This window comes from Pararhizobium sp. DWP3-4, assembly GCF_049898205.1.
Classification (GTDB): domain Bacteria; phylum Pseudomonadota; class Alphaproteobacteria; order Rhizobiales; family Rhizobiaceae; genus Pararhizobium.
Genome location: NZ_JAFCXF010000006.1, coordinates 332,850 through 358,855, shown reverse-complemented (window position 1 = coordinate 358,855; position 26,006 = coordinate 332,850). Strand labels below are relative to the sequence as shown.

20 protein-coding genes and 3 pseudogenes are annotated in these 26,006 nt (G+C 52.5%); 13 read left to right on the top strand and 10 right to left on the bottom strand.

Annotated elements, in window-relative coordinates; genetic code table 11:
• Positions 1-56 precede the first annotated feature (56 nt).
• Positions 57-605 (bottom strand): dihydrofolate reductase family protein, encoded by a 549-nt coding sequence (locus ACP7E6_RS17930; RefSeq protein WP_426231086.1) that lies wholly within the window; start codon positions 603-605, stop codon positions 57-59.
• Between the two features lie 411 nt (positions 606-1,016).
• Between ACP7E6_RS17930 and ACP7E6_RS17925 the strand changes: the two genes are divergently transcribed.
• The 5 genes and pseudogenes from ACP7E6_RS17925 (at position 1,017) to ACP7E6_RS17905 (ending at position 6,349) form a co-directional block, all read left to right on the top strand.
• A complete protein-coding gene (locus ACP7E6_RS17925; RefSeq protein WP_426231085.1) occupies positions 1,017-1,250 on the top strand; it encodes a hypothetical protein in 234 nt (77 codons plus the stop codon).
• 301 nt (positions 1,251-1,551) lie between these two features.
• Entirely contained in the window at positions 1,552-2,580 is a 1,029-nt protein-coding gene (locus ACP7E6_RS17920) for a hypothetical protein (RefSeq protein WP_426231084.1), read from the top strand.
• Positions 2,581-3,294: 714 nt separating this feature from the next.
• Complete coding sequence (gshB, locus tag ACP7E6_RS17915) at positions 3,295-4,242, top strand: glutathione synthase (RefSeq protein ID WP_426231083.1); 948 nt, start codon at positions 3,295-3,297, stop codon at positions 4,240-4,242.
• A 255-nt stretch (positions 4,243-4,497) separates the two neighbouring features.
• Positions 4,498-4,599, top strand: a pseudogene (locus ACP7E6_RS17910) (ATP-binding protein); the annotation flags it as partial.
• Positions 4,600-4,645: 46 nt separating this feature from the next.
• Positions 4,646-6,349: a recombinase family protein gene (locus ACP7E6_RS17905; protein ID WP_426231082.1), complete on the top strand. Its 1,704-nt coding sequence runs from the start codon at positions 4,646-4,648 to the stop codon at positions 6,347-6,349.
• A gap of 609 nt (positions 6,350-6,958) precedes the next feature.
• On the opposite strand, the pseudogene ACP7E6_RS17900 reads toward ACP7E6_RS17905, so the two are convergent.
• Positions 6,959-7,528 (bottom strand): annotated as a pseudogene (locus tag ACP7E6_RS17900) (hypothetical protein); the annotation flags it as partial.
• A 120-nt stretch (positions 7,529-7,648) separates the two neighbouring features.
• Positions 7,649-8,377 (bottom strand): annotated as a pseudogene (locus ACP7E6_RS17895) (caspase family protein); the annotation flags it as partial.
• A 544-nt stretch (positions 8,378-8,921) separates the two neighbouring features.
• On the opposite strand from ACP7E6_RS17895, the gene ACP7E6_RS17890 reads away from it, so the two are divergent.
• From ACP7E6_RS17890 to ACP7E6_RS17880, 3 genes are all read left to right on the top strand, one after another.
• Positions 8,922-9,413, top strand: coding sequence for a hypothetical protein (locus ACP7E6_RS17890; RefSeq protein ID WP_426231081.1), 492 nt, complete (start codon positions 8,922-8,924; stop codon positions 9,411-9,413).
• A 258-nt stretch (positions 9,414-9,671) separates the two neighbouring features.
• Positions 9,672-9,827 (top strand): hypothetical protein, encoded by a 156-nt coding sequence (locus ACP7E6_RS17885; protein WP_426231080.1) that lies wholly within the window; start codon positions 9,672-9,674, stop codon positions 9,825-9,827.
• A 271-nt stretch (positions 9,828-10,098) separates the two neighbouring features.
• Complete coding sequence (locus ACP7E6_RS17880) at positions 10,099-11,481, top strand: hypothetical protein (protein WP_426231079.1); 1,383 nt, start codon at positions 10,099-10,101, stop codon at positions 11,479-11,481.
• 400 nt (positions 11,482-11,881) lie between these two features.
• Here the strand turns inward: ACP7E6_RS17880 and ACP7E6_RS17875 are convergent, their stop codons facing one another.
• Positions 11,882-13,786 carry a caspase family protein gene (locus tag ACP7E6_RS17875; RefSeq protein WP_426231078.1) on the bottom strand — a complete coding sequence of 635 codons (1,905 nt, stop codon included), beginning with the start codon at positions 13,784-13,786 and terminating at the stop codon, positions 11,882-11,884.
• Positions 13,787-13,862: 76 nt separating this feature from the next.
• The gene (locus tag ACP7E6_RS17870) at positions 13,863-14,495 is read right to left on the bottom strand and encodes a recombinase family protein (RefSeq protein WP_426231077.1); all 633 of its coding nucleotides are present in this window, start codon (positions 14,493-14,495) and stop codon (positions 13,863-13,865) included.
• Positions 14,496-14,746: 251 nt separating this feature from the next.
• Here ACP7E6_RS17870 and ACP7E6_RS17865 point away from each other — a divergent pair, with 251 nt between their 5' ends.
• The 3 genes from ACP7E6_RS17865 (at position 14,747) to ACP7E6_RS17855 (ending at position 17,110) form a co-directional block, all read left to right on the top strand.
• Positions 14,747-15,121, top strand: coding sequence for a PD-(D/E)XK nuclease family protein (locus ACP7E6_RS17865; protein WP_426231076.1), 375 nt, complete (start codon positions 14,747-14,749; stop codon positions 15,119-15,121).
• A gap of 35 nt (positions 15,122-15,156) precedes the next feature.
• Entirely contained in the window at positions 15,157-15,990 is an 834-nt protein-coding gene (locus ACP7E6_RS17860) for an IS5 family transposase (RefSeq protein ID WP_426231075.1), read from the top strand.
• A 322-nt stretch (positions 15,991-16,312) separates the two neighbouring features.
• On the top strand, positions 16,313-17,110 hold the full coding sequence (locus tag ACP7E6_RS17855; protein ID WP_426231074.1) for a hypothetical protein: 798 nt from the start codon (positions 16,313-16,315) through the stop codon (positions 17,108-17,110).
• A gap of 274 nt (positions 17,111-17,384) precedes the next feature.
• Here the strand turns inward: ACP7E6_RS17855 and ACP7E6_RS17850 are convergent, their stop codons facing one another.
• The gene (locus ACP7E6_RS17850; RefSeq protein ID WP_426231073.1) at positions 17,385-18,395 is read right to left on the bottom strand and encodes a trypsin-like serine protease; all 1,011 of its coding nucleotides are present in this window, start codon (positions 18,393-18,395) and stop codon (positions 17,385-17,387) included.
• An 868-nt stretch (positions 18,396-19,263) separates the two neighbouring features.
• Between ACP7E6_RS17850 and ACP7E6_RS17845 the strand changes: the two genes are divergently transcribed.
• A complete protein-coding gene (locus tag ACP7E6_RS17845) occupies positions 19,264-19,671 on the top strand; it encodes a hypothetical protein (protein WP_426231072.1) in 408 nt (135 codons plus the stop codon).
• A gap of 992 nt (positions 19,672-20,663) precedes the next feature.
• Here ACP7E6_RS17845 and ACP7E6_RS17840 read toward each other — a convergent pair.
• From ACP7E6_RS17840 to ACP7E6_RS17830, 3 genes are all read right to left on the bottom strand, one after another.
• On the bottom strand, positions 20,664-21,242 hold the full coding sequence (locus ACP7E6_RS17840) for a recombinase family protein (RefSeq protein ID WP_426231071.1): 579 nt from the start codon (positions 21,240-21,242) through the stop codon (positions 20,664-20,666).
• Positions 21,243-21,679: 437 nt separating this feature from the next.
• Entirely contained in the window at positions 21,680-22,804 is a 1,125-nt protein-coding gene (locus tag ACP7E6_RS17835; protein WP_426231070.1) for a hypothetical protein, read from the bottom strand.
• Positions 22,804-24,072, bottom strand: a complete 1,269-nt coding sequence (locus tag ACP7E6_RS17830; protein WP_426231069.1) for a hypothetical protein — start codon at positions 24,070-24,072, stop codon at positions 22,804-22,806. Before ACP7E6_RS17830 ends, ACP7E6_RS17835 begins: the two co-directional genes overlap by 1 nt.
• A gap of 880 nt (positions 24,073-24,952) precedes the next feature.
• On the opposite strand from ACP7E6_RS17830, the gene ACP7E6_RS17825 reads away from it, so the two are divergent.
• Entirely contained in the window at positions 24,953-25,315 is a 363-nt protein-coding gene (locus ACP7E6_RS17825; RefSeq protein ID WP_426231068.1) for a hypothetical protein, read from the top strand.
• Positions 25,316-25,567: 252 nt separating this feature from the next.
• On the opposite strand, the gene ACP7E6_RS17820 is transcribed toward ACP7E6_RS17825, so the two are convergent.
• The gene (locus ACP7E6_RS17820; RefSeq protein ID WP_426231067.1) at positions 25,568-25,930 is read right to left on the bottom strand and encodes a hypothetical protein; all 363 of its coding nucleotides are present in this window, start codon (positions 25,928-25,930) and stop codon (positions 25,568-25,570) included.
• Between the last annotated feature and the right edge of the window lie 76 nt (positions 25,931-26,006).

Below are 26,006 nucleotides of genomic sequence, written 5' to 3'. Positions count from 1 at the left end.
CCGGCCCGTCGCGGACGTCCGTGTTGGTTCGCCTTGGCGCTGAAGCACCTTATCGTTCAGCCCTTCGGTACGTAGATCAAATGCACTGTATCGTCATCGATCAATGTGCTCGATACCAGTTGCAGCGCAGCCCTTGCCTCGTGGAAGAAAGGCTTTCCCTTGCCGAGCACGAACGGCCTCACGTGCAGATGATATTCCTCGATCAGGCCCAGCCGGGTCATAAGGCCGGCCAGTTCCGGACCGGAAACGCTAAGGGTACCGTCGGTGCGGGCCACGATCTCGCGAATTTGCCTTTCAATATCGCCGGAGATGAGCGTGGCCTTCGGGCCGACCTCTGAAAGCGTGCGCGAAACGACCCATTTGGGCAGCTTGCGCCAGAGTGCCGCGAACTCGCGCAGCGAAACATCCCATTCCGCGTGATCATCGTCCCAGTAGCGCATCACCTCGTACATCCGCCGGCCATACACAGCGCCGGCATGGCTGCGAATCGTCTCAATCCAGTAATCGAAGTGCTTCCGGCTTGGTGCGCCCATGACCAGATTTCCGGCAAGGTCATCGACATAGCCATCGATGGAGACGTTCATTCCCAGGATAAGTTTGCCCATGACCGGCCCCATCTCATGGTAGGTTTTCAGATTAAACTGCTTTTAGTTTGCAACCGGTCGAACGCTATCGCAACTGTTTGCAAATCGCAAGCGGAATGGAAGGAAGCGTTCACGCCGCAAACGCGCCCTGCTTGTCCCGTCAACCTGACACCTGTACAGCCGGGTGACTTGTGGCCTGTCCGCTGACAGCAAGAGCGGGTGCGCGCAAGACGTCCGCACCCGGCGCGAAGCGGCCCCGGCGTCTCGGCCGCATGGGCCGGTTCCCGCTGGTCCGCTCCGGTGCCGTATGTTCGAAAGCCGACGCACTGATCCCATCCATCGTCACCCGTTGACTTCAGCATTTTTCACCGCGATAGCGTCGAGCCAAAAAATGCGGTAAGCGCCAGCCAAACAACAACAGGAGTGTAACTAGTGAGCGAACCGACCGTAGCAGATGCAACAAACCGCATTTATGAATCGCTCCAGGCGGACAATGCCGACATCGACCTGCATATTGCAAATCTCAAGGCAGCGTTGATGCACGCAGGCCTGAAAGAAGCCCTGTTCGACCCGGCTAGGCTGGTGCAGAACAACCGTTCTGGCAGGAAGCTGATGCAGGCCTACTTCCGGCAACGCGGCGTGACCGTGAAATTCTCGGCTTCGTGAAGCCTTCCGATGACGTCAGACAGACCGCAGCATGACGGCTGACCTGATCAATCTCCATGCGGCCTGCCACCGGCCTTGGGCTTCTGATGAGAATTGCAGTGCCGCGTCCGTTCCTAGGCGCGGGACTGCCGAAGGAATTTGGCAGGTTTAGGCCCGTTGCGGACATCAAGTGTATGTCATTGAACGACGACCTTGCGTCCGCATCTCGGTAATTACCGATGCGGGAGGCCGGAGAATAGCGAATCAAATGCTGTGTCTCTAAGGTGCGATGTTCGATTTTGGCTGTTCGATGCTGTAGGTGATGACCAAGAGTGTGCAGAAATATCTTTGGCAAACGTGGTGGGCCATCGCAGGTCCAAAACTCTTACGCACCGAGGCTTGGGTTAGGAAGGACATTGTCCTTTCTCCTCTTAGCGAGGGATCATTCCGTGAGATGAAGGGCCATCGAGCCCCTGCGCCAAAGATTGCCTTCAGCTCAGATTCGTTTGTGGTCCGCTACCCACCACGCGATGAGGTCCAAAGCCGTCACAAAATGCAGATAAATGTCGAAGCTAAAGACGCAGATGAAGCAGTTCTCTTAGCCCAGCAACAGGCTGACCGCTTTCTGACCAGCTTGAGCCTCGCAGTGCCGGGTGTCCGGTATCATGCTGAACTGAGAAAACTCCGCCGGGCCGATGAGGACAATGAGGTCACCAGTTGGTCGCAATCGGTCAATGGGTTCTCTCTCCAAGAGCCGGACACCCTAGAACCCGGTGACCTGAAAATCGCGGCACGGCTGTATGACGCTATCGAAAAGGACAAAACCGCCGAGAACGCATACATCCATCTACTCACGGCTTGGGAGCTACAATCCACAGCCGGAGCCAAGCCTTTGGAGCGGTCTACGCTTCAACACTATGTCCTGTGCATGGAAGCCATCGTTAATGGTGTCATGGAGCGCGTCCGAAGGGAACAAGCTGACAAAATCAAGGAGGCCGAACGTGCCTTCACGAAGGAATTCTCTGAGCTTTTTCCAAAGCTGGCCGACAAACCCAAGGCGATTCGTGAGGCCTCCACGAAGCTAAGGGACATTTCCTACTCCAATACCCTGCCGAGCATTGAGGAGGTCGCGACCCGTTTGTCCATATCTTCCGACGTCATGGAGCATGCTAAGGACCTATACCGATTCCGCTCTCGTAGTCTCAGCCATCCCGGACGTGCACAAGCAGACGCTTATAAGAAATGGCTGTCTTCAGGACCGAGTGTGTCGAACCATTGCTTAGCGGATGTCGTTGCACGAGCGTTTTTGGTTAGCTACTGCAAGCGTGATCAGGAATCTACCAAGCGATAGTTGGTCAGATTTGGCCGCCAATCGAGAGGATTTGGAAACCCGGAATCGGAGCGGTCGGTCATCTGTCGCACGTGGGTCGATGTCGGCTCCCGGCGCACAACCTCCACTGGTCATCTGCCGCTTTCAAAAAAATTTCATCCCCGCAAATCCCCGCCCTTAAAACCCGTGCCATACTTCTTTCCGTCCCATCACGGATACACCGGTTTGCGTTGCCGGCGAGATGGGGCCGGTGCCCGGATGGTTTGGCGAAACGCGCGCGAAATTCCCGGGGCTGCGTGAAAGGCGGTTCTCCTCCGGTTCGTGAAAGCGAACCGGGCGTGCCGGGTGGTCACACCGTCCTTGGACGGTCCAGGGCTAAACCCCGCCTCATTGAAAAGCCCAGCGGATAAGCGGCCGGGCTGGGGCATTGGAGGCTTTCCCGTCAGAGAGGAAAGCGCAGAAGAACCTGAGAAGCGCGGCAAAAGACACTGAAACGGGGCACACCGTGTGTCACCTACTACTATCTACTGCGGCACCCGATGTGCCCCGGCCGACCCTGCCAGGCAAAAGCCCCGGCAGACATGCAGATGACGCAAACCACGGGTGAAAAAGCCGCCGCGTGAACGGCAAGGCGTGTTCGATGGAGACGGCGGCAGAAATCTGTATGGCGTCCCCGATGCCATTTGATATAGACAAGCTCTCTCAACGATGCAGACGATCAACAGGGAATGTCTCATGGCGAAAATCGTAAATGTCGCGATCCAGATGGATCATGTCTCCGGCATCAATATCGCTGGCGACAGCACGTTCGCGATGAGCCTTGAAGCGCAAGCGCGTGGGTACAAGCTCTTTCACTGTACGCCCAACCAGCTGTCGCTGCGTGACGGCAAGGTGATCGCCACGGTCGAGCCGATGACGCTGCGCGACGTCAAAGGCGATCACTACACGCTGGGTGACGCCGAACGTATCGACCTTTCGACCATGGATGTGGTGCTCCTGCGCCAGGATCCGCCCTTCGACATGGCCTATATCACCTCGACGCATCTGCTGGAGCGCATCCACCCAAAGACGCTCGTGGTCAACGATCCGGCCTGGGTGCGCAATTCGCCGGAAAAGATCTTCGTCACCGAATTTCCCGACCTGATGCCAAAGACGCTGATCACCCGCGATCCGGCCGAGATCGCCAGCTTCCGCGCCGAAATGGGCGACATCATCCTGAAACCGCTCTATGGCAATGGCGGCGCCGGCGTCTTTCATTCGACCCGCGACGACCGCAACATGTCGTCGCTGTTGGAAATGTTCGGCCAGATGTTCCGCGAGCCCTTCATCGCCCAGGAATATCTGCCGGCGGTGCGCAAGGGCGACAAGCGCATCATTCTCGTCGATGGCGAGCCTGTCGGCGCGATCAACCGGGTGCCGGCTGAACACGACGCCCGCTCCAACATGCATGCCGGCGGCACGCCGATGCCGACCGAACTGACCACGCGTGAAAAGGAAATCTGCGCCCGTATCGGACCAGCACTGCGCGAGCGCGGCTTCCTTCTCGTCGGCATCGACGTGATCGGCGACGTGATGACCGAGATCAACGTCACGTCTCCCACCGGCATTCGCGAAGTCAAGAAATTCGGCGGCGCCGATATTGCCGCCCTGCTCTGGGACGCGATCGAGCGCAAGCGCGCCTGACTGCGTCTTCAACGGACCGGGGCGGATAGTCGCCCCGGTTCAGCCGATGCAACCTGATTTCACCCTCCGGATGTTCACGGTTGTTCTGCTTCGTTCCGGAAGGACAACCAGTCTGCAACCTGGCCGTTTGTGCAGGGCGAATCCGTTCGATAATTGTTCTTGTTTTATTCCGTTATTCGTGCAAGATTTTACACCACAACCGGAGAAGGTTGTGGTGGTGGGTTGTCGGCCTGCCTCGCGGCGAGAGGGGCAGTCATGGTCGCGCGTGTCAGCACGGTTGCATTTCAGGGCATCGAGGGCGTGCCTGTCGATGTTCAGGTGATGGTTGCACCGGGAAAAGTCGGCATGCACATGTTGAGGTGGATTAATTTATAGTGTACGCGGTGATCTCAACGGAGATCATATGTCGAAACCTCGCGCTTATTCTTACATTCGTATGTCCACCGACATCCAGCTCAAAGGCGATAGTCTTCGTCGTCAGACAGAAGCTTCGGAAGCATATGCTACCGAGAATGGCCTAGAACTCGTCCGGGACTTCAAACTCCAAGACCTCGGGGTATCTGCTTTCAAGGGATTGAACGTTTCGCAGGGCGCGTTGGGTCAATTCTTAACGGCGGTGGAAAGTCAGCTGATACCCAAGGGCTCATATCTTCTCGTCGAGTCTTTGGACCGGTTGAGCAGAGAGAGGCCGCAGACAGCGACCGCATTATTCTTGCAGATTTTAGAAGCTGGCGTTCACATAGTAACCCTGACCGATGGACGGGTTTACAGGTCTGGAAGCGACGACCTTTCGGACATCATTATATCCGTTGTCATCATGAGCCGGGCGTTCGAGGAGTCTCAGACGAAAAGCATACGTGTCTCCGCTGCCTGGTCAAACAAGCGTAAAAACGCTTCGTCTTTCAAATTAACGAAGGTTGCTCCGGCATGGCTGGAATTATCGGCTGATCGAACGTCATTTCAGCTGCTCGATGATAGAGTTGCTGTGATCCGCGAGATTTTCCAAGAGGCGGAGAGAGGGCGCGGCTCGTATCAGATTGCGCGTATGTTCAACCTAGCCTCAAAACCGACGTTTATTGTGTCTGACGGGTGGTATGAGTCATACATCACAAAAATATTGACTAACCGTGCGGTGCTCGGCGAGTTTCAACCGCATCATTATGTCAACGGAAAGCGCATACCCGACGGCGATCCGGTAACCGGCTATTTCCCCGCGATCATAGAACATGACCTTTTTGACAGGGTGCAGGTAGGGCGGAAAAACCGATTGCTGAAAGGCGCAGGACGAAAAGGCCGATCATTCACGAACCTATTCCAGGGCATCGCAAAATGTGGTTATTGCGGCGGAAACATAATGGTGGTCGACAAAGGCCCCAAGCCAAAGGGCGGTGTCTATTTGCGGTGCGATAACGCGCGACGTGGGCACGGCTGTACCGCAGGTCTATGGCAGCTCGATCACTTCGAAAAAGCGTTCCTGTTTTTCGTAAAGGAACTGAATGTCGAAGACGTCCGGAACGAGCAAGCGACATCCGACAAGCAGCGCTCGCTTGAAGAAAAGGGGCTTGCCTTAACAGGAAGTATGGACCGGCTTTCCAGCCAGAGAGATCGCGCATTCGACATGCTCGCGAACTCCTCGACGTCGGTTGATTACATATCAGAGCGCATGGACGGCCTCACGCGTCAAATTGACGAGGTGAAGCTCCAAATAGCGACGAACCAACAGGCGATCACCGATGTAAGAGGTGCTAGCAAGCTGGACAAAGCTGATGTGCTCGACCTCATGGCCAACCTTGCAACAGACGACCACGCAACGTTGGCCAACCTTCGAATCCAGATAGCTAATTGGATTCGCAATTTCATCGATAGCATCCTTGTGTATCCTGAAGGGCGTGAGGGTCCACCGGCAAACGTCCCGCAGTCCCCCTCGCCGGAAGACGAAGTCGCCACTTTCGCCTTTGACAGCATAATGCGGTTCGCAAAACGTCACGATGCAGTGAAAGAAGATTTGGACAGGCATTTTTTCGTTGGCTTTAAAAGTGGAATGTTTCGCAGTGTCTCAGTCGATCGTCAGGATGCTTCAAAAACATATCATTTTGATCGTTTTTGACACGGAGGAAGGCACCTGGAGCGTTGATGAGGCGGGTAAGGATGTTAGGGAAAGCGCGATGCGGCTATAGTGAAATTCGCCTCCAACCTAAGGCTGTACCAACGAGGTGCTCGAAACTAAGCCGCTTGTCGGGCAAGACGTTGGAAAATGAAGATGGCTCCGTTGCAGGATGGAAAGACCCTATCGCTGATGGTAGATAGGATGATTGTTACTACGCACGTTTAAATTTGTTTGGTCTCGCAAGTCGGAGAAAAGCGCCTTGGAAATGAGCAATTTCGCGACGTTGCTCTTAACCCACACCAATGGACGATTCCGCTGTGTGGTTTCGAGCCGTTAGGATGCTCAAAATCGCGTTATTTCAGTGCATTTTGATGTACAGGATGGGATTTGACCGTGGGTGAGGCCGGGAAGGATGCGATGAGATCTTCCAAACATTGAACCAACGAGAGGCCTTTTTTCCACATCCTGTCCGGTTTTCTCGGGGACATTAAAAATCGCGATTTTCAAATCGGAGCGGCTCGACGAGGCGAAGGGCGATGGGCGATCATACCGCGCAGTGCAGTACCATGGCGCTTTCACGAGGCACCGCGTGAATCGGATCGCTGTCGCCTATTTGGCGCCTGCTGTCAGTTCTGTGCTCCAGATGTCTAGCACCTGGGAGAAAATTTTCATCTCCGCAGCACCCTTTTCTAGTGTCAACAATGAGCGCTGCCCACTGTGGTATGTGATTGGTATATCGATCCAATTGCGCTCACGAAGGAGCGCAATGTTTTGAGTCAGCGCTTCCGGGAAGTCGTTCAGCGCGATCATGTGAAAGTCTTCGGTGATCTTGGCCGGAACGGCGATCAGCGCGTCCCCGCGATCCTGCTCGTTGAGCTTCATCGCCACACGCTGCACGCTGTCGATGCTGCCTCCTTCGAAATTCTCGGGCAGTGAAAACACGAATTCGATCACATGGCTGGCCGGCAGCGACAAATCGGCATTGCGCTTGATCGTTAGCAAGGCCGTCAGGGCGCGGTCCGGCACATTGATCTGGGCTTGGATAACCGGTTCCGGTTTTGCATCGCCGCCAGGCGATTGGTTTCGAACCGACCACACCACATTGCCTTGAATGGCTGTCGGCTCCGATTTTCCGAATCGCTCCTCGTAGAGGAACACCGTTTTCTTTTCACCGGGAAGAGAAGACAGGGGCAATCTAGTTTCTGCGCTCGGTGCCCGGACTTGATGCTCCGTAGCGCTTGTTGGCCCTTCAGAGAGCTGGATAGTCCCATCATTCGGCCCCAGCACCAGATCTCCCGTCAACGATGCTACCTCCCACGGAAGCTGTCTATTGTTCGTTGCCTTTAGGACGTCGCTCCGCACCTTGCGCATCGTCAACGCAATATCGACTCCAGGTTCGCCCAGATGTCTTAGTAGTGCCTCGGTATATGGGCTATTCCGACCAGCACCATCGCGAGCAATTTGTCCGGGTGAGGTTGAGTAGGAAATCATCATTCCTACGCCGGATTCCACTCGCGCTAAGCCCCTGCTCGCACCTGCCGATCGGCCCGCTCCCAGGGCACTAACGATCGGGTTATCGCGGCATGCGTCCAAGAAAACAAGGTTCGACTTCGCCTCTCGCTCCATGGTGGTCAAAATCATATCGAGTGAGATTGTTTCGAAAGGTAAATCGTCCTGCGAGGCAAGATTGGCGCTGACCGGCGCCATGTAATTCTGCCCGGCGACCTGTAGTCCGTGGCCAGCATAGTAAAACAGAGCTAAATCAGACCCGGAAATTCCGTCAAAAAATTCACGAATTTTCCGTTCCATTTCCGCACGGTTAAGATCGAAACCGGAGATGACGATAAATCCAAGCGACGTCAGTTTTTCAGATACGTCAACAGCATCATTGACCGGGTTAGACAGCGGAGGCATCGAAATATAGGCACCGTTTCCAATAACAAGTGCAACTCTCCGTTGGGCGGACGCACTGGAAGAGCCACCAATAAGAAGAAAGCACGATATCACCCAAACACACAAAAACTTCATCGCGTTTTCCCCCTAAGCGACCGTCAAAACACCGTGTCACAACGAGAAGCTGAGTCAAGCTAGGTCACCCAGCAACCCATCCAATCAACCCAGGGCTAGCGACGATGATGACCATCGATCAAAGCCCAGACGATCAATGGGATGCACACCAATGGATGATCCCCCGCCTCGATTCGAGCCGTTAGGTGCTCCGTATCGCTTTATTTCCGTGCTTTCGACGGTCGGGCTGGAGTCTGACCGTGGGCGAGGCCGGGAAGGATGTGGGTTTCTACATCAGGTCCCGATTTCCATGGCCATTAAAAAATCGCGATTTTCAAATCGGTGCGGTTCCGCGCTATGGTTGTTTTTTGACGCGCCTTTCAGGAGGCGAGTCCGGCAGGAAGGAGGCGCTCGATAAGGCTCTCAGGATCGAGCTATGCCAACTCCCGCGATAGTTTCAACACTGTAGAAAAAAAAATTTGCCTCGCTCCAAGTCGGCTGCTGTGTCTGTGAATTGCATTGTGACGTCGCGTGTGATCGCATGGACGAGATAATGGGGGCGACAATGATGGAATGGTCCGCGACGACTGCAACATGGCTCAGTGCTGCCGGAATATGCTGGGACATCTCCGGTGGCATCCTTCTGTCCAAGGGACTTTTAATGAGTGACAATAGTTTGTCCATGCGTTCGGGTTCGTATTGGGGTTCGAGTCCACCGGCGGTAAGAGGCCTTTGTGAGCAAAGAATCGACGCCAAATTCGGCCTTTGGCAATTGCTTGCGGGCTTTTTTCTGCAACTGCTTTCTTCTGCGGGGTTAGTAGTCGCCGATGGAGTCGCCTTCCTAATGATTCTGCCTATAGCGTTCGTATGGCACTACTACACGCGCAACTTTCCCTATTGGGCGGGGTTGGCCAGTTTGAAATTCGTCGGCGACGACGTCCTGGAAGAGAATTGGCGCAAGCACTTTTCTGATCTGGACGAAAGCACTTGGCGTCGAATTAATCGACGCGCAAATGTCATTTGGAAAGAGCCTCCAACCAAGACTAAACCTGCCTAGTTCGCGGCGGCTGCCGGCTTGCAGCGTCTTGTGCGGCCTTGGCGGCCGCCGGTTCCTTCTGAGGACTCTCGTTCCTCGATCGGGCAGTGTTCCTTGATAGGATCGGCCAGTGCGGGCAGCGAACTGTAGTCGACAAACAGATTGACCAGTGCCGCCCTTCAAGTCGGCTAGCGATAATCCCCTTATCGCTGTGAAGAAGTCCGCTTGACCTTCGCTTGCAGTTCGGCAACTCTGCACTAATAACGGGTTGGGGGACTGATGAGCACGATTGATAAAAGCCTGCGCGCCATATCTGAGCGCGTGAAGCCGCATTCCAGCACCATGGTAACTGAGGTGATCATCGATTCGCTCGACCAAATTTACGACCACACGGAACGCCTACGAGCGACCGCGAAGAAGTATTCTGCGGAGTGAACCCACGGGCCTCCAGCGCGGTCGTACTGGTTTTCTTCGCAGGATATAGCGGTTCGTTTGCAGCCCAGGAATGTGATCCAAACTACGATCCTTGTGTGCCAATTGCCAGCGATGTCGACTGCGCCAGCAGCGGAAACGGCCCTGCGTATGTTGAGGGTCCGGTGACAGTAGTCGGATCAGACATCTATGGTCTTGATCGTGACAATGATGGAACCGGCTGCGAGTAGGCGGAAAATTAGTAGCGAGAATAACGGTTACCGAGGGTGATCTATTGGCAGTGGAAATTTCACAGGAGATTGCGGATCGCCTTGTCAACGCTCCGTCCGAAGCGCTGAATGTGGAAATAAAGCGGTGGATTGATCCAACGGACGTTCTCGGTATCTCGAAGATTGCGATTGCGTGCATGGCCTTGAGAAACCGGAACGGGGGCTACTTGGTGATCGGGCTTGACGATACCAGCCTTGAGCCGACGACTGACGGTATGCCTACTGACGTTAAAGCCGCATTCCACATCGACGTCATCCAATCAATCGTCTCTAAGTATTCGTCTGTCGCCTTTGAGGTAGCGGTCGCCTTCGGAAAGCGTGAGGAAATGGCTTTTCCAGTGATTGCGGTTGCTGGAGGCGTGACAGCTCCCGTTGCAGCATCGAAAGAACTGAGTGTCGCTGGGAAATCGCTTATTAGGCAGCACGCTGTTTACTTTCGTACATTGAACGCAAGCGGCGTTCCAAGCTCATCTCCTGCTCGATACAGCGATTGGGCCGATATCGTCGAGATCTGTTTCGACAACAGAGAAGCCGACATTGGGCGTTTTCTTCGCCGACACTTGGGGACTACTGCGGGCGCGCTATTCGGTACCCCAGCGGAACCTCCTGATGTCCGACTTAGAAAACGAGCCGAACAGGTGCTCCGAGAGGGCGATGAGCGTCGCAAAGACGCGTTTCTGGTGGATGAATACACGGCCAAAGCCGCCGCGCTCGGCAAGTTTGGCGCTTGGAGCGTTGGACTTGCAGTCGATCCGCCGTTTCCTCCAACAGATTCCTCTCTTGAGTTTCTGCGTACATTGGCGGCCGCCAATCCAAGGTACACAGGTTGGCCAGTGTGGCTCGATTCTAGCGGAGCAGCACCAGAGTCTCAGCCACGGAAGCGGGACAAAGCCTGGGAAACGGTCCTGCTCAGCGATGAAAGTAGCAGTTGGTCGAGGCACGCTGATTTTTATCGTGTCCACGCAAAGGGCGAATTCTATCTATGGCGCGCTTTGCAAGATGATTTAACGGACAAAGTAGAGCCACTGAAGGTTTTTGATCCCGGTCTTATGATCTATCGGGTCGCAGAAACTATAGCGGTAGGATTAGTTTTTGCCAGAGCGCTTGGGGCAAATGAGCACTCCTCATTAGGCTTCGAGTTTAAATGGGAGGGAATGAAAGGACGAACGCTAGAATCGTGGGCTGATCGGCGATACTTCTCACCTTGGGGCGCGGCTTATGATGACATCGCATCTGGGTTTGTCGCTGTTCCGTTTGACACGCCAGTCAGCGCAATAGCTCCATATGTGAAGCAAGCAACAACTGAAGTATGCGGGCTCTTCAATGGTTTCGAGTATCCGGTCAGCGCAATCGAGCAAGCGGTCGAAAAACTGTTAAAACGCGGTTAATTAAAGGAACCCATCCCCCGCATGTTCTTTGAACCGATCGGCCCGGCGGACGTAGGTTTCCACTGTTCGCGGATCGGGTCACGCGATTTCGTTTTCATCCGCACCTATGGAATAGTCCGCAGTGTGATTTAGGACCGCTAGAATGCTGCGAAACACGTTACTGCAGGGGATTTCGGACGCGCAGGATGGGGATTTGGACTCTGGATGAGGCCCGAAGGATGTGAGGAGTTCTTCCAAACCTTGAACCAACGAAAGGCCATTTTTCTACATCCTGTACTGTATTCCCTTGGACATTAAAAATCGCGATTTTCAAAGCGGTCCGGCTCGGCTCTGTGGCCGCCCGCTTATAGACGACGTCACGGGCGACAAACAATACGATAGTGGGACTGAACCATTTTGCCTAGTTCTTCACGCTCTTGCCGAAGATTGTATCGATTGCTGAGAATGTGCTGGGTCCGAACTTTCCATTTGCCTTGCCCGGGAACACGCGGGCGTCTCGAAGGCGCTGTTGAAGCTCTCTCCGAAAATCATCAGGCCAGCCTCCGGAACGTTGCTTCATCTGGTACTGCGCATATGTGTTGCCCTTTCGCAGCGCCGCTTCGACAAGACGGGCTGCTTCCTTCGGGTCGCGCTCAGTTCCTAATCCATTCGCGGTGAGAAGCCCCATATATGCCATTGCCATCGGATCACCCTTTATGGACGCCTTCTGAAACCACTTTGCCGCCTGCGCGTAGTCTTGGGGCACACCTTCACCTGTTTGGTAAAGAAATGCCAAGCTGGTCATTGCGGAGACGTTATTGAGATCAGCGGCTTTCTGATACCAGTTTAAGGCTTCGCTCATGTTGCGCGGTAAGCCTTTCCCCTCCTGGTTCATAGTTGCCACTTCAAGCATTGCAGACGCGCTTCCGGCGTCAGCTGATTTTCTGTACCACGTCGTGGCAGCAGTTAAGTCGACGGGCACGCCGAGGCCTTTTTGAAAAAGATCGCCGATTCCCTTCATCGCTTCAAAGTCGCCGCGATCCGCTGCTTTCCCGAACCAGGTCATTGCCTGAGAATAGTCTTGCTCGACACCAGAGCCGTCTCGAAACAGAATTGCTACCATTCTCATGGCCGCCGGATACTCAGCTTCGGCAGCTTTCCGGTACCATTCCATGGCCACTGTAAAATCTTTCGTTTTCGAGAGCGCCCTTCCATATTGAAATTGCATCCGCGCCACGTCAGGAAATTCCTTGACCGCCGTCTCACAAGCAACCTTAGCTTCTGGCATGCGAATTTGCCCAAATTCCACACCCCCGATAGTGGCAAGCCGCATCGTATCAGTCGTGTCCGCAACCAGCAGGTCGCACTGTGTTGCAAGAGGTGCGTTTCCCCGTCCTCGAATTTGCGACAGCCTTTGCTTGGCGAGATTTGCGAACGCACAGGTTCCGAACAGAGCCAAATGCTCGTCGAGGAGCTTCACGTCGTGTCCATCGCGGACTGCATTCCAGTGAGCTTGAGCATCCCGGCAAGGATCAGATTGAATGGGCGAAGAGGAGCTCGGAAGGCTGTCGTCCAGCATCACAGTGTCTAGGATCGAACCCGTTTTGTAAGGCCGTTGTTTGCCGCCCGTCGATTGATAGACGTCTTTAGCCACCGCACGAAGGGCGGTTTCGACCTCGATCCCCGGCTCTACGAGGTGTCGTGCCAAAGCGATTGTGTAGGGGCTATTTGTGCCGGCGCCGTCGAAAGCGACTTGTCCAGGAGCGGTGGCATACCCGACGAGCAGGTTGCTATCAGTCGAGATATCGTCGAGCCTCGCCAGGCCTCGCGTCGCAACGCCTCGTGTCGCCACCCGCTTCATCTTCGCAAGGAATGGGTTGTCCCGGCACGCGTCCAGGAGGACAAGCTTCAGTTTGACCACCTTGGAAAGGGATTGCAGAACATCGTCAAGTTCGAGGGCTTCGTATTTGACATCTCGGTCTGACGCCAACGTGGCATCGACCGGAAGCAGGTAGTTCGTGCCGTTCAGCTCAAGTCCATGACCAGAGTAGAAGACCAGACCGATATCTGCACCTGCTGCCTTTTCTTCGAATTCCGAGAGCGCATCTGACATCGCACTGCGGGATAGGTCCTTGAAATCATATACTTCGAAAGCCGCGCGTTGGAGCACTGTTTTCAGCATATCAATGTCGTTTGAGGGGTTCTTCAGGACTGCTGCACCGCCAGAATAAGCGCTGTTCCCGATCAACAGTGCAACTTTGCGCTCAGCGAATGATGGTCCGCATAGAAAAAAACTGAGAAGAACAATCGCAAGCCGAAAGAGCATTGGATCAATCCGCAATTCATTTTTGAAATACGATGCTGCAAGACATTCTTACAGATTAACGTGCAACGCCAGCCGATTATTCGGTGTTCATCCGCGCTAAATAGTTTTTCACTGTCTGCGGATAGAATCGTGATCCAGTTCTCGTCCTAACGTTATTCCGATTCAGAACGCCCGCGATCGTCGAAAGACTTAGGGTCTGCCAGTCCTTGGGAAGATGTTTGACGAGCGAAACCGCAAATTGATCGGCCAAATCTCGGTTTATCAATGCCAGCTGTTTACCGTGTTGTCCAAGCAGCGTTCCCCGCTTTCGGACTTGGCTGAGTGCTGCTTTTGTTCTCTCGGAAATCAGGCGTCTTTCTTCCTGAGCCAACGCTGCAAATATGTGGAGCTGAAACTCCGTCGCCCGTGGCATCTCGGCGATCGTCAATTGAACGCCGCTCTCCATCATCGATGCTATGAAACTGACCCTACGTGAAAACCTGTCAAGCTTTGCGATCAAGAGCGGCACCCCCTTTGCTTTGGCCAGCCTCATCGCTTTTTGAAGCTGCTCTCTGTTCTCCTTTCGTCCCGAAACGACCTCCGTAAACTCGGCAATGATCGTGTCGGAACTTTCGAGGAACAGATTCACAGCGGCTTGCTGAGCGTCCAAGCCCAATCCGGATCGACCCTGCCTTTTGGTCGAGACGCGGTAATATGCAACGTATTCCATCGGACTCTTTCAGTGCTTCGCGTTAGTTCGCGGGTTGACCCTCCCGCCTCCTCCAAAGAAGCTCAACGCTGACACTGACGGTGACGCGACTAAAAAAACGGGGAGAAGTTCCGAGACGAAGTGATCGAAACTGACGAAACAACAAATAAATGCATGGTGGGTTATCTACAGCGTTCACACCACGGTGATCATTTGGAAGACATTGCTCTGCGCCTTAGCGAGCTAATAATGAGGACGCCGAATTCCAAGAATTGGAAAAGTCGCTGGATATTTTCTGCCCGTTTGAGGCAGTGGGAATGGTCAGCGCCGAAATTCGCCATTCCAATTTCCTGTCGTATATTCTGAACCCAAATAGGCCTCATGGTTTCAGGGGTGCGATTTTGAGGACGTTTTTAATGTCTGCAACGCGCATCGGTCATGAGCAGGGTCTTTCGGCTGGCTTCACCCCCTTGGACCTCCATCTCCTGGATATAGAGGTTGTCGAGGTTAGGCGCGAATGGAGGAATATTGATCTTCTTCTGATCGTGCCGGGGGCAAAATTGGTTGTTGCCATCGAGTTAAAGATCGGCGCTTCCCAATCTAAGAGCCTGACCGAAAAAGAGTTGAGTGAAATCAGCCAGTTGTGATTCTGTTTGTTTGCTTAGGACGAACGGAGACCACAATGGGCTGGACTGATTTCACCCGTCGGCAATATGCCCGACGCGCAATGCGGTATGCAAGCGATCTGACGGACCGGGAATGGGGATTGATCTCGCCTTGCCTGCCTGGACCGAGGCGGCTGGGCAGGCCGCGCAGCACCGATCTTCGCGAGGTCGTGAATGCGTTGCTTTACATCGCCACGACGGGGTGCCAGTGGCGGATGATGCCCAGGGATTTTCCGCCTTTTACAACTGTGCAGTCCTATTTCTACGAATGGCGAGCGACAGGGTTATGGGGTCGGATCAACCGTCATCTTGTGATGGAGGCGCGTGAATTGGAAGGCCGGGAAGCCTCGCCGTCTGCGGGCGTGATCGACAGTCAAAGCGTGAAAACCACGGAAAGCGGCGGAATTTCGAGCTATGACGCGGGCAAGAAGATCAAGGGACGCAAGCGTCATATCGTCGTCGACACGCTCGGACTGATGGTCGGCCTCGTGGTTCACAGCGCCGATATTCAGGATCGCTATGGTGCACCTGCCGTCCTCAAAACCATTCTCAAGCGCTGGCCGTGGCTGAGACATATCTTCGCCGACGGTGGTTATACCGGACCGAAGCTGAAGGGCGCACTGCAAAAGATCGCTGCGTTCGCTCTCCAGATCGTCAAGCGGACTGACAAGGCCAAGGGCTTCGAGGTTCTGCCGCGTCGCTGGGTCGTGGAGCGCGCCTTCGCATGGCTTGGCAGATGCCGACGATTGGCGAAGGATTGGGAAAAGTCCGTCGCATCAGCCGAGGCCTGGATCACTATCGCCCACATCCGGGTCCTGACACGACGCTTGGCAAGGTACGGATATTGTTGAAACCTTTTCGAGTCAGGTTCTTACTGGCTGACCGGAAAACCGCAGGCCGCGTGACACACGGTGGCCGAAAGGCCGAAATGCATGCCGCTGACGCGGCAATCATAATCCAATGCGAACGGTTTCTCGCCAAGTTCACCTGGAAGGCGGCTCTAAACACCCATCAAATCAAAGGCAGCCGGTAAATAGAGGTGTCCAGTTAAGCCAAGCGGTCAGTAAAGGCGCTTAACCAATTTTCCACTTAAAGAGGTGGTTCATCCTATTGACTGCAGGGCTCACTTGCTCAGAATAGAATCAACTGAATTGCACTTGAGGATAGAACAACGTGAGAGTAATTTTTGCTTTGATAATGACGCTAACCTTTTCCAACGCTTATGCTCAAGAATACTCATTTGAAGAAGCTAACCGGTTGATAAAACTGGCAAATGAAGCAGTTCCTATGGTCAACAAGTATGTATTGTTAAATAATGATTGCGTTAAAGACTATGAAGATACAATAGCAAATAATTGCAAAAAGAATGCGGACCAGAAGTTTGAATGCCCGACTAAAGCCCTGAAAAAACTTGAAATTTTAAAACCGCAGTGCGCGAGACTTCGTGAAGCCGAAGACCAAGCGCGGGCTCATTGGACGGAACGGAAGGCAATCGCGAAAAATTATGAATTAAAGTTTCAGGCACATCTCGAACAAAGACTGCGTAATTTGCAAGCCCTTCGGGGGAAACCAGCTGCTCCACAGGATACTCAATCTCACCCTACGGCGGTAACGGATCCAACAACTTCTCAACCACATCAAAATTCAGTCAAACCCAAAGTTGGGCATAGCCAAACGGCCAGCGGACAATGCAACGTCGTAAATGCACAAGGGCAAGATTGCGTGAAGTGCGGAATCAGGTTTGCGGGGTCAAATACACACACTGACCATGCCGTATTGGGCACATGGTCCTACAAAAATGTCGAATGTGAAAATATCTGCGAACACTCAGTAAAGGTGGAGGTTTGCTCTACAAAGACTGGTTGCGGAACGTCATCCGTTGCGAAGGGTAAAAGCACTCGCGCTCAAATGGACCGCGAAAATGTAAAGCGGCACGGCGATTTTACGTCCGTGAGAGCTGTATGCGGGTAAAGAACAATAAGGATCATAGCCGCGCTGACCTGTCTTCGGTGTGGTGTTCCAACGACTGTCTGGGAGGGCCATCATCCCAAGGTCACCGAGGCGATGAAGCCGCCATCGACCGGCGTGGCGCGGGTGCTGTGGGCACCCGGAGTATTTCGGGAACCAATCATATCAACGTTCTTCCCAAGCACGAACCTGCCGCTCTGCACGGCAAGGAATCGGCGCCGTTGTTTCCCTCCGGCTACGTGTCCAACTAACAGACGGGCATTTCGCCGATACACATCTACCGTCCGAAGACGTCAAGCTTTCTGACGTTTAGAGGGTCCATTTCTACCAAGACGGACTCAATCCAGCTTACTTCCGATTGAATGTTCACGTACGCCGCGGCCGTGCCGCATTGTGGTATAAGGCTTTTATCATTGAAAACAGATAGGGCACCGTCCAGATCCCGAGGCAAAACAGGCCTTATTTGCATCACAAAAATACCCATCAGGTAGTGGTTGTAATCACCTGATGCATTTTTGGCAGAAACGGTTACAGGGCCGCCGGAATCTCCCTTGCAAACCGCTTGAATCCCATTGGAAGTTAAATCCAGCGGTGTCTTGTAATAGTTTTTGCCACCCCGGAAGGGAGCCGGGGGGCTAATCCGGACAAAGGAAATTCTCCCAGTGTCAACGTGTCTTGCATCCCGTGTCCGACCAAAAATGAAAAGATGAGGATCTTCAATGTCTTCGACATTGAAGTCGAAAGGAACAATTTTAATCGGAACGGCAAAGATTGACGGATATTCTAAGATTATGACACCAATATCATGATAGTCTGAGACCCTATCCTCCGAAAATTTACTGTACATTTCCCCCGGGTGCCCTCCGTTTGTCATGGAATGCATACGAGTTGATCTTGCCAAAACAGTCTCGTAGTCCATGGGCTCCTCAGCACTCACAATTTTTACGCGGACGGAGTGAACATCTCGCAAACAATGGCCAGCAGTTAAGACGACATCTGAGGCAACGGCAACCCCTGTGCAGTAGGAAGTGCCTAAGCCACTATCGTGTTCGGCTTCAACCAAGGCCACGAAATTCGTGGCATTACCGCGAGTATCGAGAAACAGATCGTCTCCCCCGATTAACACGTTAGTGAATGATTTATATTGCTGCAAAAAGAGTGGCTCAGGCGGGCGCGAAGTTGCATGGGCGACACCTACACTGATAATAACCATTGTCGCAAATAACAATTTTAATTTAGAAAACTTATAATATTTAATATAATTACAAATTGTTAGAAATATATTCATATGAATGTTTTCCTCCGCATATATAATGCAAAGTAATGGGAACCCGACGGAAATGCCATTGAAACTTCTGTGTGTGGCAAGGAACTTTATCGCAATTGATCGTCAAATACGTGAGCACGCGTGGTAGAGTTTTATCTAGCATACCTGTCGTAGGGCTACCCATGACCGAAGCAACGTGGTCAACTCGTTGGCTGAAAAATCCTCTAGTCGAGTGCAAATGGTTGGGTGGTAACAGCCAGTCAGCGCAAAACCATGATTGGGCCTCTCGGGAGGTTGCGAGGGGCGGAAACTGCCCTATGATGCACCGGATCGACCATCACACCGTCACAGCCGCTGGGGCGTTACGAGACTCGCTAGCAGCTGGGGCCATTGGCAGCCACAGCGTCAAAAGCAGCGAATCGGCGGCATCCGGTGCTTCGCTGCGGGTAAGAAAAAAAAGGACCGCTGACGCCATCCCGTTGTAAATACGCTCGTGCTGACGTAGCGCCTCGTGTGCACCGTGTCGATCTCCTTGACCAGGGCTCCAATGCAGCAGGCGATCCATACATTAGAAAATTCATCGCCTCAACAGAACTCTCAATAACCAACACCTACATAAGTACGCTTATCAGATTTTTTGTAAGAATGGGTGTTTCGACGACGCCAGGCACCAGATTGATCTTTAAGTGTACATATATTTCTTTATCGATTTAACATACTGTAGCACCGTCCAATCTACCCCATTCTCGAATCTCTTCATATGAAGCTATTTCCTTTCGGAGCTCTAGATCAAAGAGAATGCCTTGCACGTATATAGATTTCTGTTCTTATTACTACGTCCTGGAAGTAAATACGTGTCGTATTCAATGCTTATCTATTTGCTATCGATATGACCGGCCGTAAGCAAAAAAATGCTTATCTACTGGCGTTGTTGCTCCACGCAACGACGGTTAATGCGGATGACCGCCAATACGATAGGTGGACAGCGACCGAAGCAACATCAATTGACGATGCTGTCACGGAATTCGAGAGCCTTTGCGTGAGACGCTTCCAACATAGCGTCGAGAAGCAAATTAAATCAGATTATGAGACTTCGCATCTGCGCACGGAGGAGCATTGCCTTTGCGTAAGCGATTCTCTATTAGAGAAAAATGATTTAACTTTCGTACAGATAATCAATTTGGAGCTAAAAAATCGCCTTGTTGCTTTGCCGGAACTTCCAGGTGAACTAGAAATTTACCTTCAAGGTTTCGATGAGGTACGATCCGAATGTCTGCAACGCGATATAAATGAATAGACAATATACGGTTAGTTCACCGGAACTATACTTAATAGTAACAATTAGACAACAATGTAACCATTTTTTTTACGCAACATTGCGTTTCGTACAGGTTAGCATCCTGATATGTATTGAGCTGGAGTAAAATAATGAATTTCTACGTATTTCGCAGATCGGAGTTCGCGTTACTTCTAATTAGCTTATTTCTTTATCCAGCGCTAGCGCTAGCGCAACAGCCGTTCGAGAATCCCCGTAGTTGCGTGCGATTCGATACTATCAATGCCCAGATGTTGGCTTGCTTTAAAAGCAATAGCGGTAAATGCTCAAACATAATTCGACAATCGACACAAGCTCAGTCCGTGTGTGGAGCCGATCTGTACGATGGATGGATAAATTTTTACATCAACAATCCTTCAGACCCAAGGTCAATCGCGCATTTTAACTCAATTCGTTCGGGTGATGCATCGGTTGTAAAAAACCAGCAGCTGAAAGAAGCGGCAAAAGAGCCTGAACAGACCCCACATCAGAACGCAAAGAAAACGGTACCAACTGAGAAATTTCGAACGAGCGATGGATCTAAGTGCAAATCGGTGAGGGATCCTACCTTGTGTATAAAATTCAGCATCGAAAAACGCGTCACCTACGACCAAGGAGGGATCACAGTGTTTGAGGCAACCAATAGCTGTGCTGAGACAGTTCGTTTCAAAGCAGAGTATAATGGCTGCGACGCCGGAAGCAGTGGGATGCGGGTTCGCGAGATTGAGTCTATCCTTGGAAAAGAGAGAACTAGGAGAGGATTTGGCGGGACGGGTTCTTGTGAAGATCGATGCAATTGTACCAACCTCCCAAGGGTGACTCATGCTGAATGTACTAAATACTGATGTTGAAGTACATGTGCTGACCTGAAACCTTGAGCTTTCTTCAAATTTTGGTAGTGTCCATCACACATCTGTCGCTTATTCGATGTTCATCCGCGCTAAATAGTTTTTCAGTGTCTGCGGAAAGAATCGCTATCCAGTTCTGGTTTTAACGTTATTCCGATTTAGATCACCCGCGATCATCGAAAGGCTTGATGTCTGCCAGTCTTTTGGAAGGTGCTTGACGAGCGAACTTGCAAATTGATCGGCCAAATCTCGATTTATCAATGCTAGCTGCTTACCGTGCTGTCCAAGCAGCGTCCCCCTCTTTCGGACTTGACTGAGTGCTGCCTTTGTTTTCTCGGAAATCAAGCGTCTTTCTTCCTGAGCCAACGCTGCGAATATATGAAGCTGAAGTTCCGTCGCTCCTGGCATCTCGGCGATCGTCAATTGAACGCCACTTTCCATCATTGATGCTATGAAGCTGACACTCCGTGAGAAGCGGTCAAGTTTTGCGATCAGCAACGGAACGCATTTCGCCTTGGCGAGCTTCATGGTCCTCTTGAGCTGCTCTCTATTCTCTTTTCGCCCCGCCACGACCTCCGTAAACTCGGCAATGATCGTGTCAGAACACTTAAGGAACAAGTTCACAGCAGCTTGCTGAGCTTCCAAGCCCAGTCCGGATCGCCCCTGTCTTTTTGTCGAAACGCGGTAATAAGCGACGTATTCCATTGGCTTCCTTCAAACGTAAACCCTGGTTTATGCTTTAACAGTCCAATGTGCGGATTCCGACGTGGATGTTGTTTGCCATAGGCACGTGCAATACTTGGGGAGTGCGGGAATGCCCGCCGCCCAGGAATTTCCAAGAAATAACATTTCCGCATACGCCTTTTCTGTCGGCCATTTATGGAAAAGCGGTCGGGCCTCGCAGTGATCCGACCGATAAGCTTTGACTTCCTAATCAAGTCTTAAATAATCGAGTTCTACCGAGAGCCGCCTTCAGACCCCTCAAAACTGGGCCTAGAGAAGCTTTCTCGCGGAGCCGTCGGAATGAGTTAAGTAGCTACGGAAGCGATCGTCCTGAAGTTCGACCGCACATCTTGGTGCATTAGGAAATACGGATAAAAATCAATGCGAGGGCCTGGAAGAATTCCCACACTTCGCACCACCTAAATAAGCGGCCCTATATCTTTCATTGGAGTTTCATTTGCTGACTTTGGATGCTCTGCCGGAGGCGAAGGGTGCCACGCACCAGCAAATGCCCTCCTGTCGCCGCCAACGAAATCAATAAGCGCACCGAGATACGCCTTTTCGTCGAGTGAGAGGCTGTCAAAACCGGCAAGTTCTCTGGTGAAAGCCCGAAACTCTAGGTCTCTCGCGAGCTTAAATAGACTTTCGTTTCTGAGGTGGTTTAGCACGTGATCAGAGATAATCTCTGCAGGGATCTTATCGTAACCCGCACGTATGGCGTTTGTCATCGCCCGAGCTACCGCGCCTCCATTCGGTGCGTACTGCTCAACGAGAGCAGCCGCCACCCGCACCTTTGCTAAGCCCCGCGCCTCATCTTCATCGCCATAACGGATCACATTGAGAAGAGCTTTTTTGCGCTCTTCGCCTGATTTGAACGACACTTTCGCCAAGGAAAAGTCCATAGCTACAGCGGCAATTGAGGCCGCCAAAAAGCACAGCCTTAACGCCACTCCTGCAGCATCACCTGAAGGATGGCTCGAAGTGAGAAAGGATAGAAAGCTCGAAAAATGATCGAGGGCCCTGTTGACAGTTCCTGCGCCAAACTGGTCGACGAGGGCGGACTTTAAATCCAAGTAGCCTAGTTGAAGGTCTTTGGTCCGCCGCGCTCTATCGACTTGGCGAATAGCGTTATTAAGGTCTTCTTCGTCCAGCCGATCGGGGAAAAGAATCTTGTCACTTTCACCCATTCTGGCGAGGTCAGCACCATCAAGCACGGAAACTCCAAGTCTTCTCGACATCTCCTTTAATATCGGGCGCCTGTCTGTCGTCGCAATATAAGCTCCATCGACATCAAGTAACTCCTTAAGGCCTTTTGTCCAAAGAAGTCGTTCGATTGCTTTTGGCTTATTTCTTGATTTAGCGTCAACTATCTGTCGACGACGAGATGAACCGGTCGGACGCTCATACAGCCACAGATCGACGTCCGTCATATCCTCGCCGTCGAATTGTAGGGGAACTCCCCTTACAACATAAACACTGGAGCGGAGGAAGTAAGCTCGAAGAAGCTCTTCCAATCGGTAACCTTTTTCTAAGCTGCCTGCCATCAGAATTTCCTTCCCCCACGAAGTGCCGACAAGATATCGTGCGTATGCTGCTTGCTCGGCTTTCGTTGGTTGATCCTAACGCTTTCCCTGGTCCGCTCTGGACCTGTGTAACCAGTCATAGGCGCACTTGGAGGCCCATTGATCGCCTCTGCATTAGCGTCACCACGTTTTAGAACTTGGAGCGCTAGTTGGCCAATTTCCTTCTTGAGCAACTTCATTCTGAACATACGATTATTTGCTGGAATCAGCTGAACCACACGGCTCTGTTCCAATACCCTATAATCTGCACCGATCGCAGTTGCCGGTCCGATGGTGCTCCCTCTTATCAGAGCATTAAGGATCCAATCGACACTGATAATTCGGCCTTGTGGAGCTCTGCGGAGATGCATGCCGTACGATAACGCGGAGACCAAGGCCTTCGCCATGTCAAAGCTGTCATCAATCAATGGACTAACAAACTTGTGGAATGCTCCGGGGAGAGTGACAAATGCGTGGTCACCCTGTTCATTGGACACGGTGTTGACCTCCAACACGCCCGCCGCCTTTAGCTTTTCAAAAAGATCATTCCCAAGGATGTTTTCACAGGTGGCGGCATATACACAACCTGTCGAATTCAATAGCGCGGTCACCTCCGTGAGCTTTGTTTGCTCTGCAGACGACAAGGATGACAGAACTCGAGCTGCTTTCTCGACGCTGTCACGCTTGAAAAGATTGCCATTGAACAACAAGATGTTTCCAGGGTCATCTCCTTCCTGGTCTACAAATCCCACTTCAGCCGAGCGTCTCAAAAACTCGGCAACGTCTGCGGTGGGCAGTTTGTATGTGTCGCCGACAAGCTGCTTTGCATCCGCGAGCGAAACTGGCGACTGAGAGGTGATCTCTCCTAATTCAATTGACGCAACTTCCATCTTGCTTGGGCCAGCGTCATCAAACATATCTGCAGCGTGCCCCAGCACGCTCCGGGTGTTTACGCCGAGTACTTGGATCTCGTCGTTCGATGTATCGATCAGGCGCCGGTCTTTCAGCAACTTCAGGAAGTGGGGAAGCTCGGTCCGAACGTTGAAATTCGAAGCCATGGCAATAGCCGCGACCTCGGTGTTCTTTAGGTTCGCCTCGCCTGTTTCCCCTAGCCTCATTAAGAGCTCCGCAGCTTTCCCGGTCTCGTCTAAAACAGAAAACTCGGCCTTGGCTGTTAAATCAGTCGCTATCTTGCGCGAGTGATGAACAATCCAAGCACCCTTTGTCTCTTTATCGGCATTAAACGCCATATTTTCCCCACAACACTCGATTCTTGCAATGGCGTGTTATCTCTCGTTTTAGGTGCAAAAACCAGCCGAGGTCCTCCGATTTTTTCTCTCCCTATGAGCGATGGTTAAGTTTATAAAAATATGCACTTCGAAATGGCCTTTAGGGAACCCGGGCGCGCTACCGGTATCTGATTTGCCGCTATGGATGTCAGTTTTTGCACAGAGGTATCTACGAAACGCGCCACCGCGTCCGCGAAGCTGTTGGATTGCCAAGATCAACAGGCATCTAGGCTGTCGCCATCTTCTCATTAGTAATCCCAGCCTACCCGACTGCTCAGCCGCGAGCTGGAAGCGCCGTGAACAAGAAGGACAATCTTATTCAAGAGGTGGCCCTTCCGCGAACGGAATGCTTTGCCAAGATTGGTCTCAATCGAAGGCATCGAGGGCGTGGGTTGGTGTTTCTGCTCCTCTTGGCGTAGCCCAAAAGAGATCGGGTTCTACTGCGACTGCTAGGCCTGGAGTAGACTCATTTATTCGGTCGGCGACCCATCGCACAAGCAATATGGAGGTGTCTTTCGATCCAAAACATGAACGTCCTCCAGGAGCGGCGCGAGGCGGTGAGGTCGAACCGCCGTCTCAACCCTCACAACGCCGAAACGCTGACGGGAAGCTTGGCCGCCGAACGCTGGCCGACAGTTCGGCCGCGCCGGGAGGGCGGCGCCTCCATTGGGTGGTTCTACCCGCTAACAGACCTCGATCGAGCGATCAGGGCGAACATTAAAAATCGTTCATGTTTATGATTTGAAACACGATTTTTCTTGGTGAGCGCAGAGCCGAGTTGATATGAACTGCGCGCAGCCATCAAGGCTTCCACCCCTACATTTATTCGGAGACAGAAAGGATGAATACCCATGATATGCCCAGAATTGTACCTACCATTTTTGAAAACCTGAACACCATCGCCGTTGCAGCTTCCAAAGCGGGGAAAAAAATCGCTGTCGTAAGGCACCCCTGCGACGGTGGCCCAGCCGCTTGGGATTCGAGCGCATGCCGAGCAATAGTTGCTGACTTATCTCACTCTGAAGGACAGATTGCCGCCGGACAAATACTCGATGATCCGTGCGACGTCCTTATTATCACGCTGGCGACAGATCGCAGCATCTCGCCATTTACCTACGCACCGGGCGAAATTAGTCTCGTCAACGAGCTCTTCTGGCGTCGTGCGGGCGCAGCAGGAAAATTGAATTATCCGTCGCTAGGATGAACCCCCACAGCTATAACCAGATCAAACCAGCCATACAGGGTTTATATTGACAACGCGCAGCTCTACCGTTTCGCGTCACGCGTTCTCTGTGCCTTGAACAAGCAAGTGTGAGGTCGAATAGCTTCAATCCAGCCGCGTCAGCCGCCGCCTGCATCGATGGCGGCTGGCAGAGGTGCGAAATGCGATGGACTGCAGGAAGCATTTCCGCCCCGAAACACCTAATCTGTATTCAGCCACTTCCAACTCACCGGATCACGGCTCCATCAGCTTAGGATTACCGTGTTCGTCGTATTTTTGCGTGATCGTCGAACGACCATTTTCAATCGTCGTGTGAACCCCGTTTTCACAGATATGTTTAAAATCTCGCCTGCTGCTTTCAATCGTAAGGGGAACACGGTCGACATCGATAGTGAATTCCTTCATCGCTTCGGAACCGCCATATGCCTCAACTTCATCAATGATCTCATTTGCGCAGACCCCGTCGGGGAGAGAAAAGCCACGTTTGATTATTGTTCGATCAGCGTCGGTGAGCTCTGCAAGGGTCACCACATCAGCAAGGGCCCCTGTGGCAACTGAAAAAAATGACGCAATGGCAAAAGCGCGACCGATTTTCATTTTTGACCTCCTGGTTGGAAAGGTGTGTTGCAAGCGGACCCGCAGATGCTACGGCCTCTGCGGGACATTTTGGTCC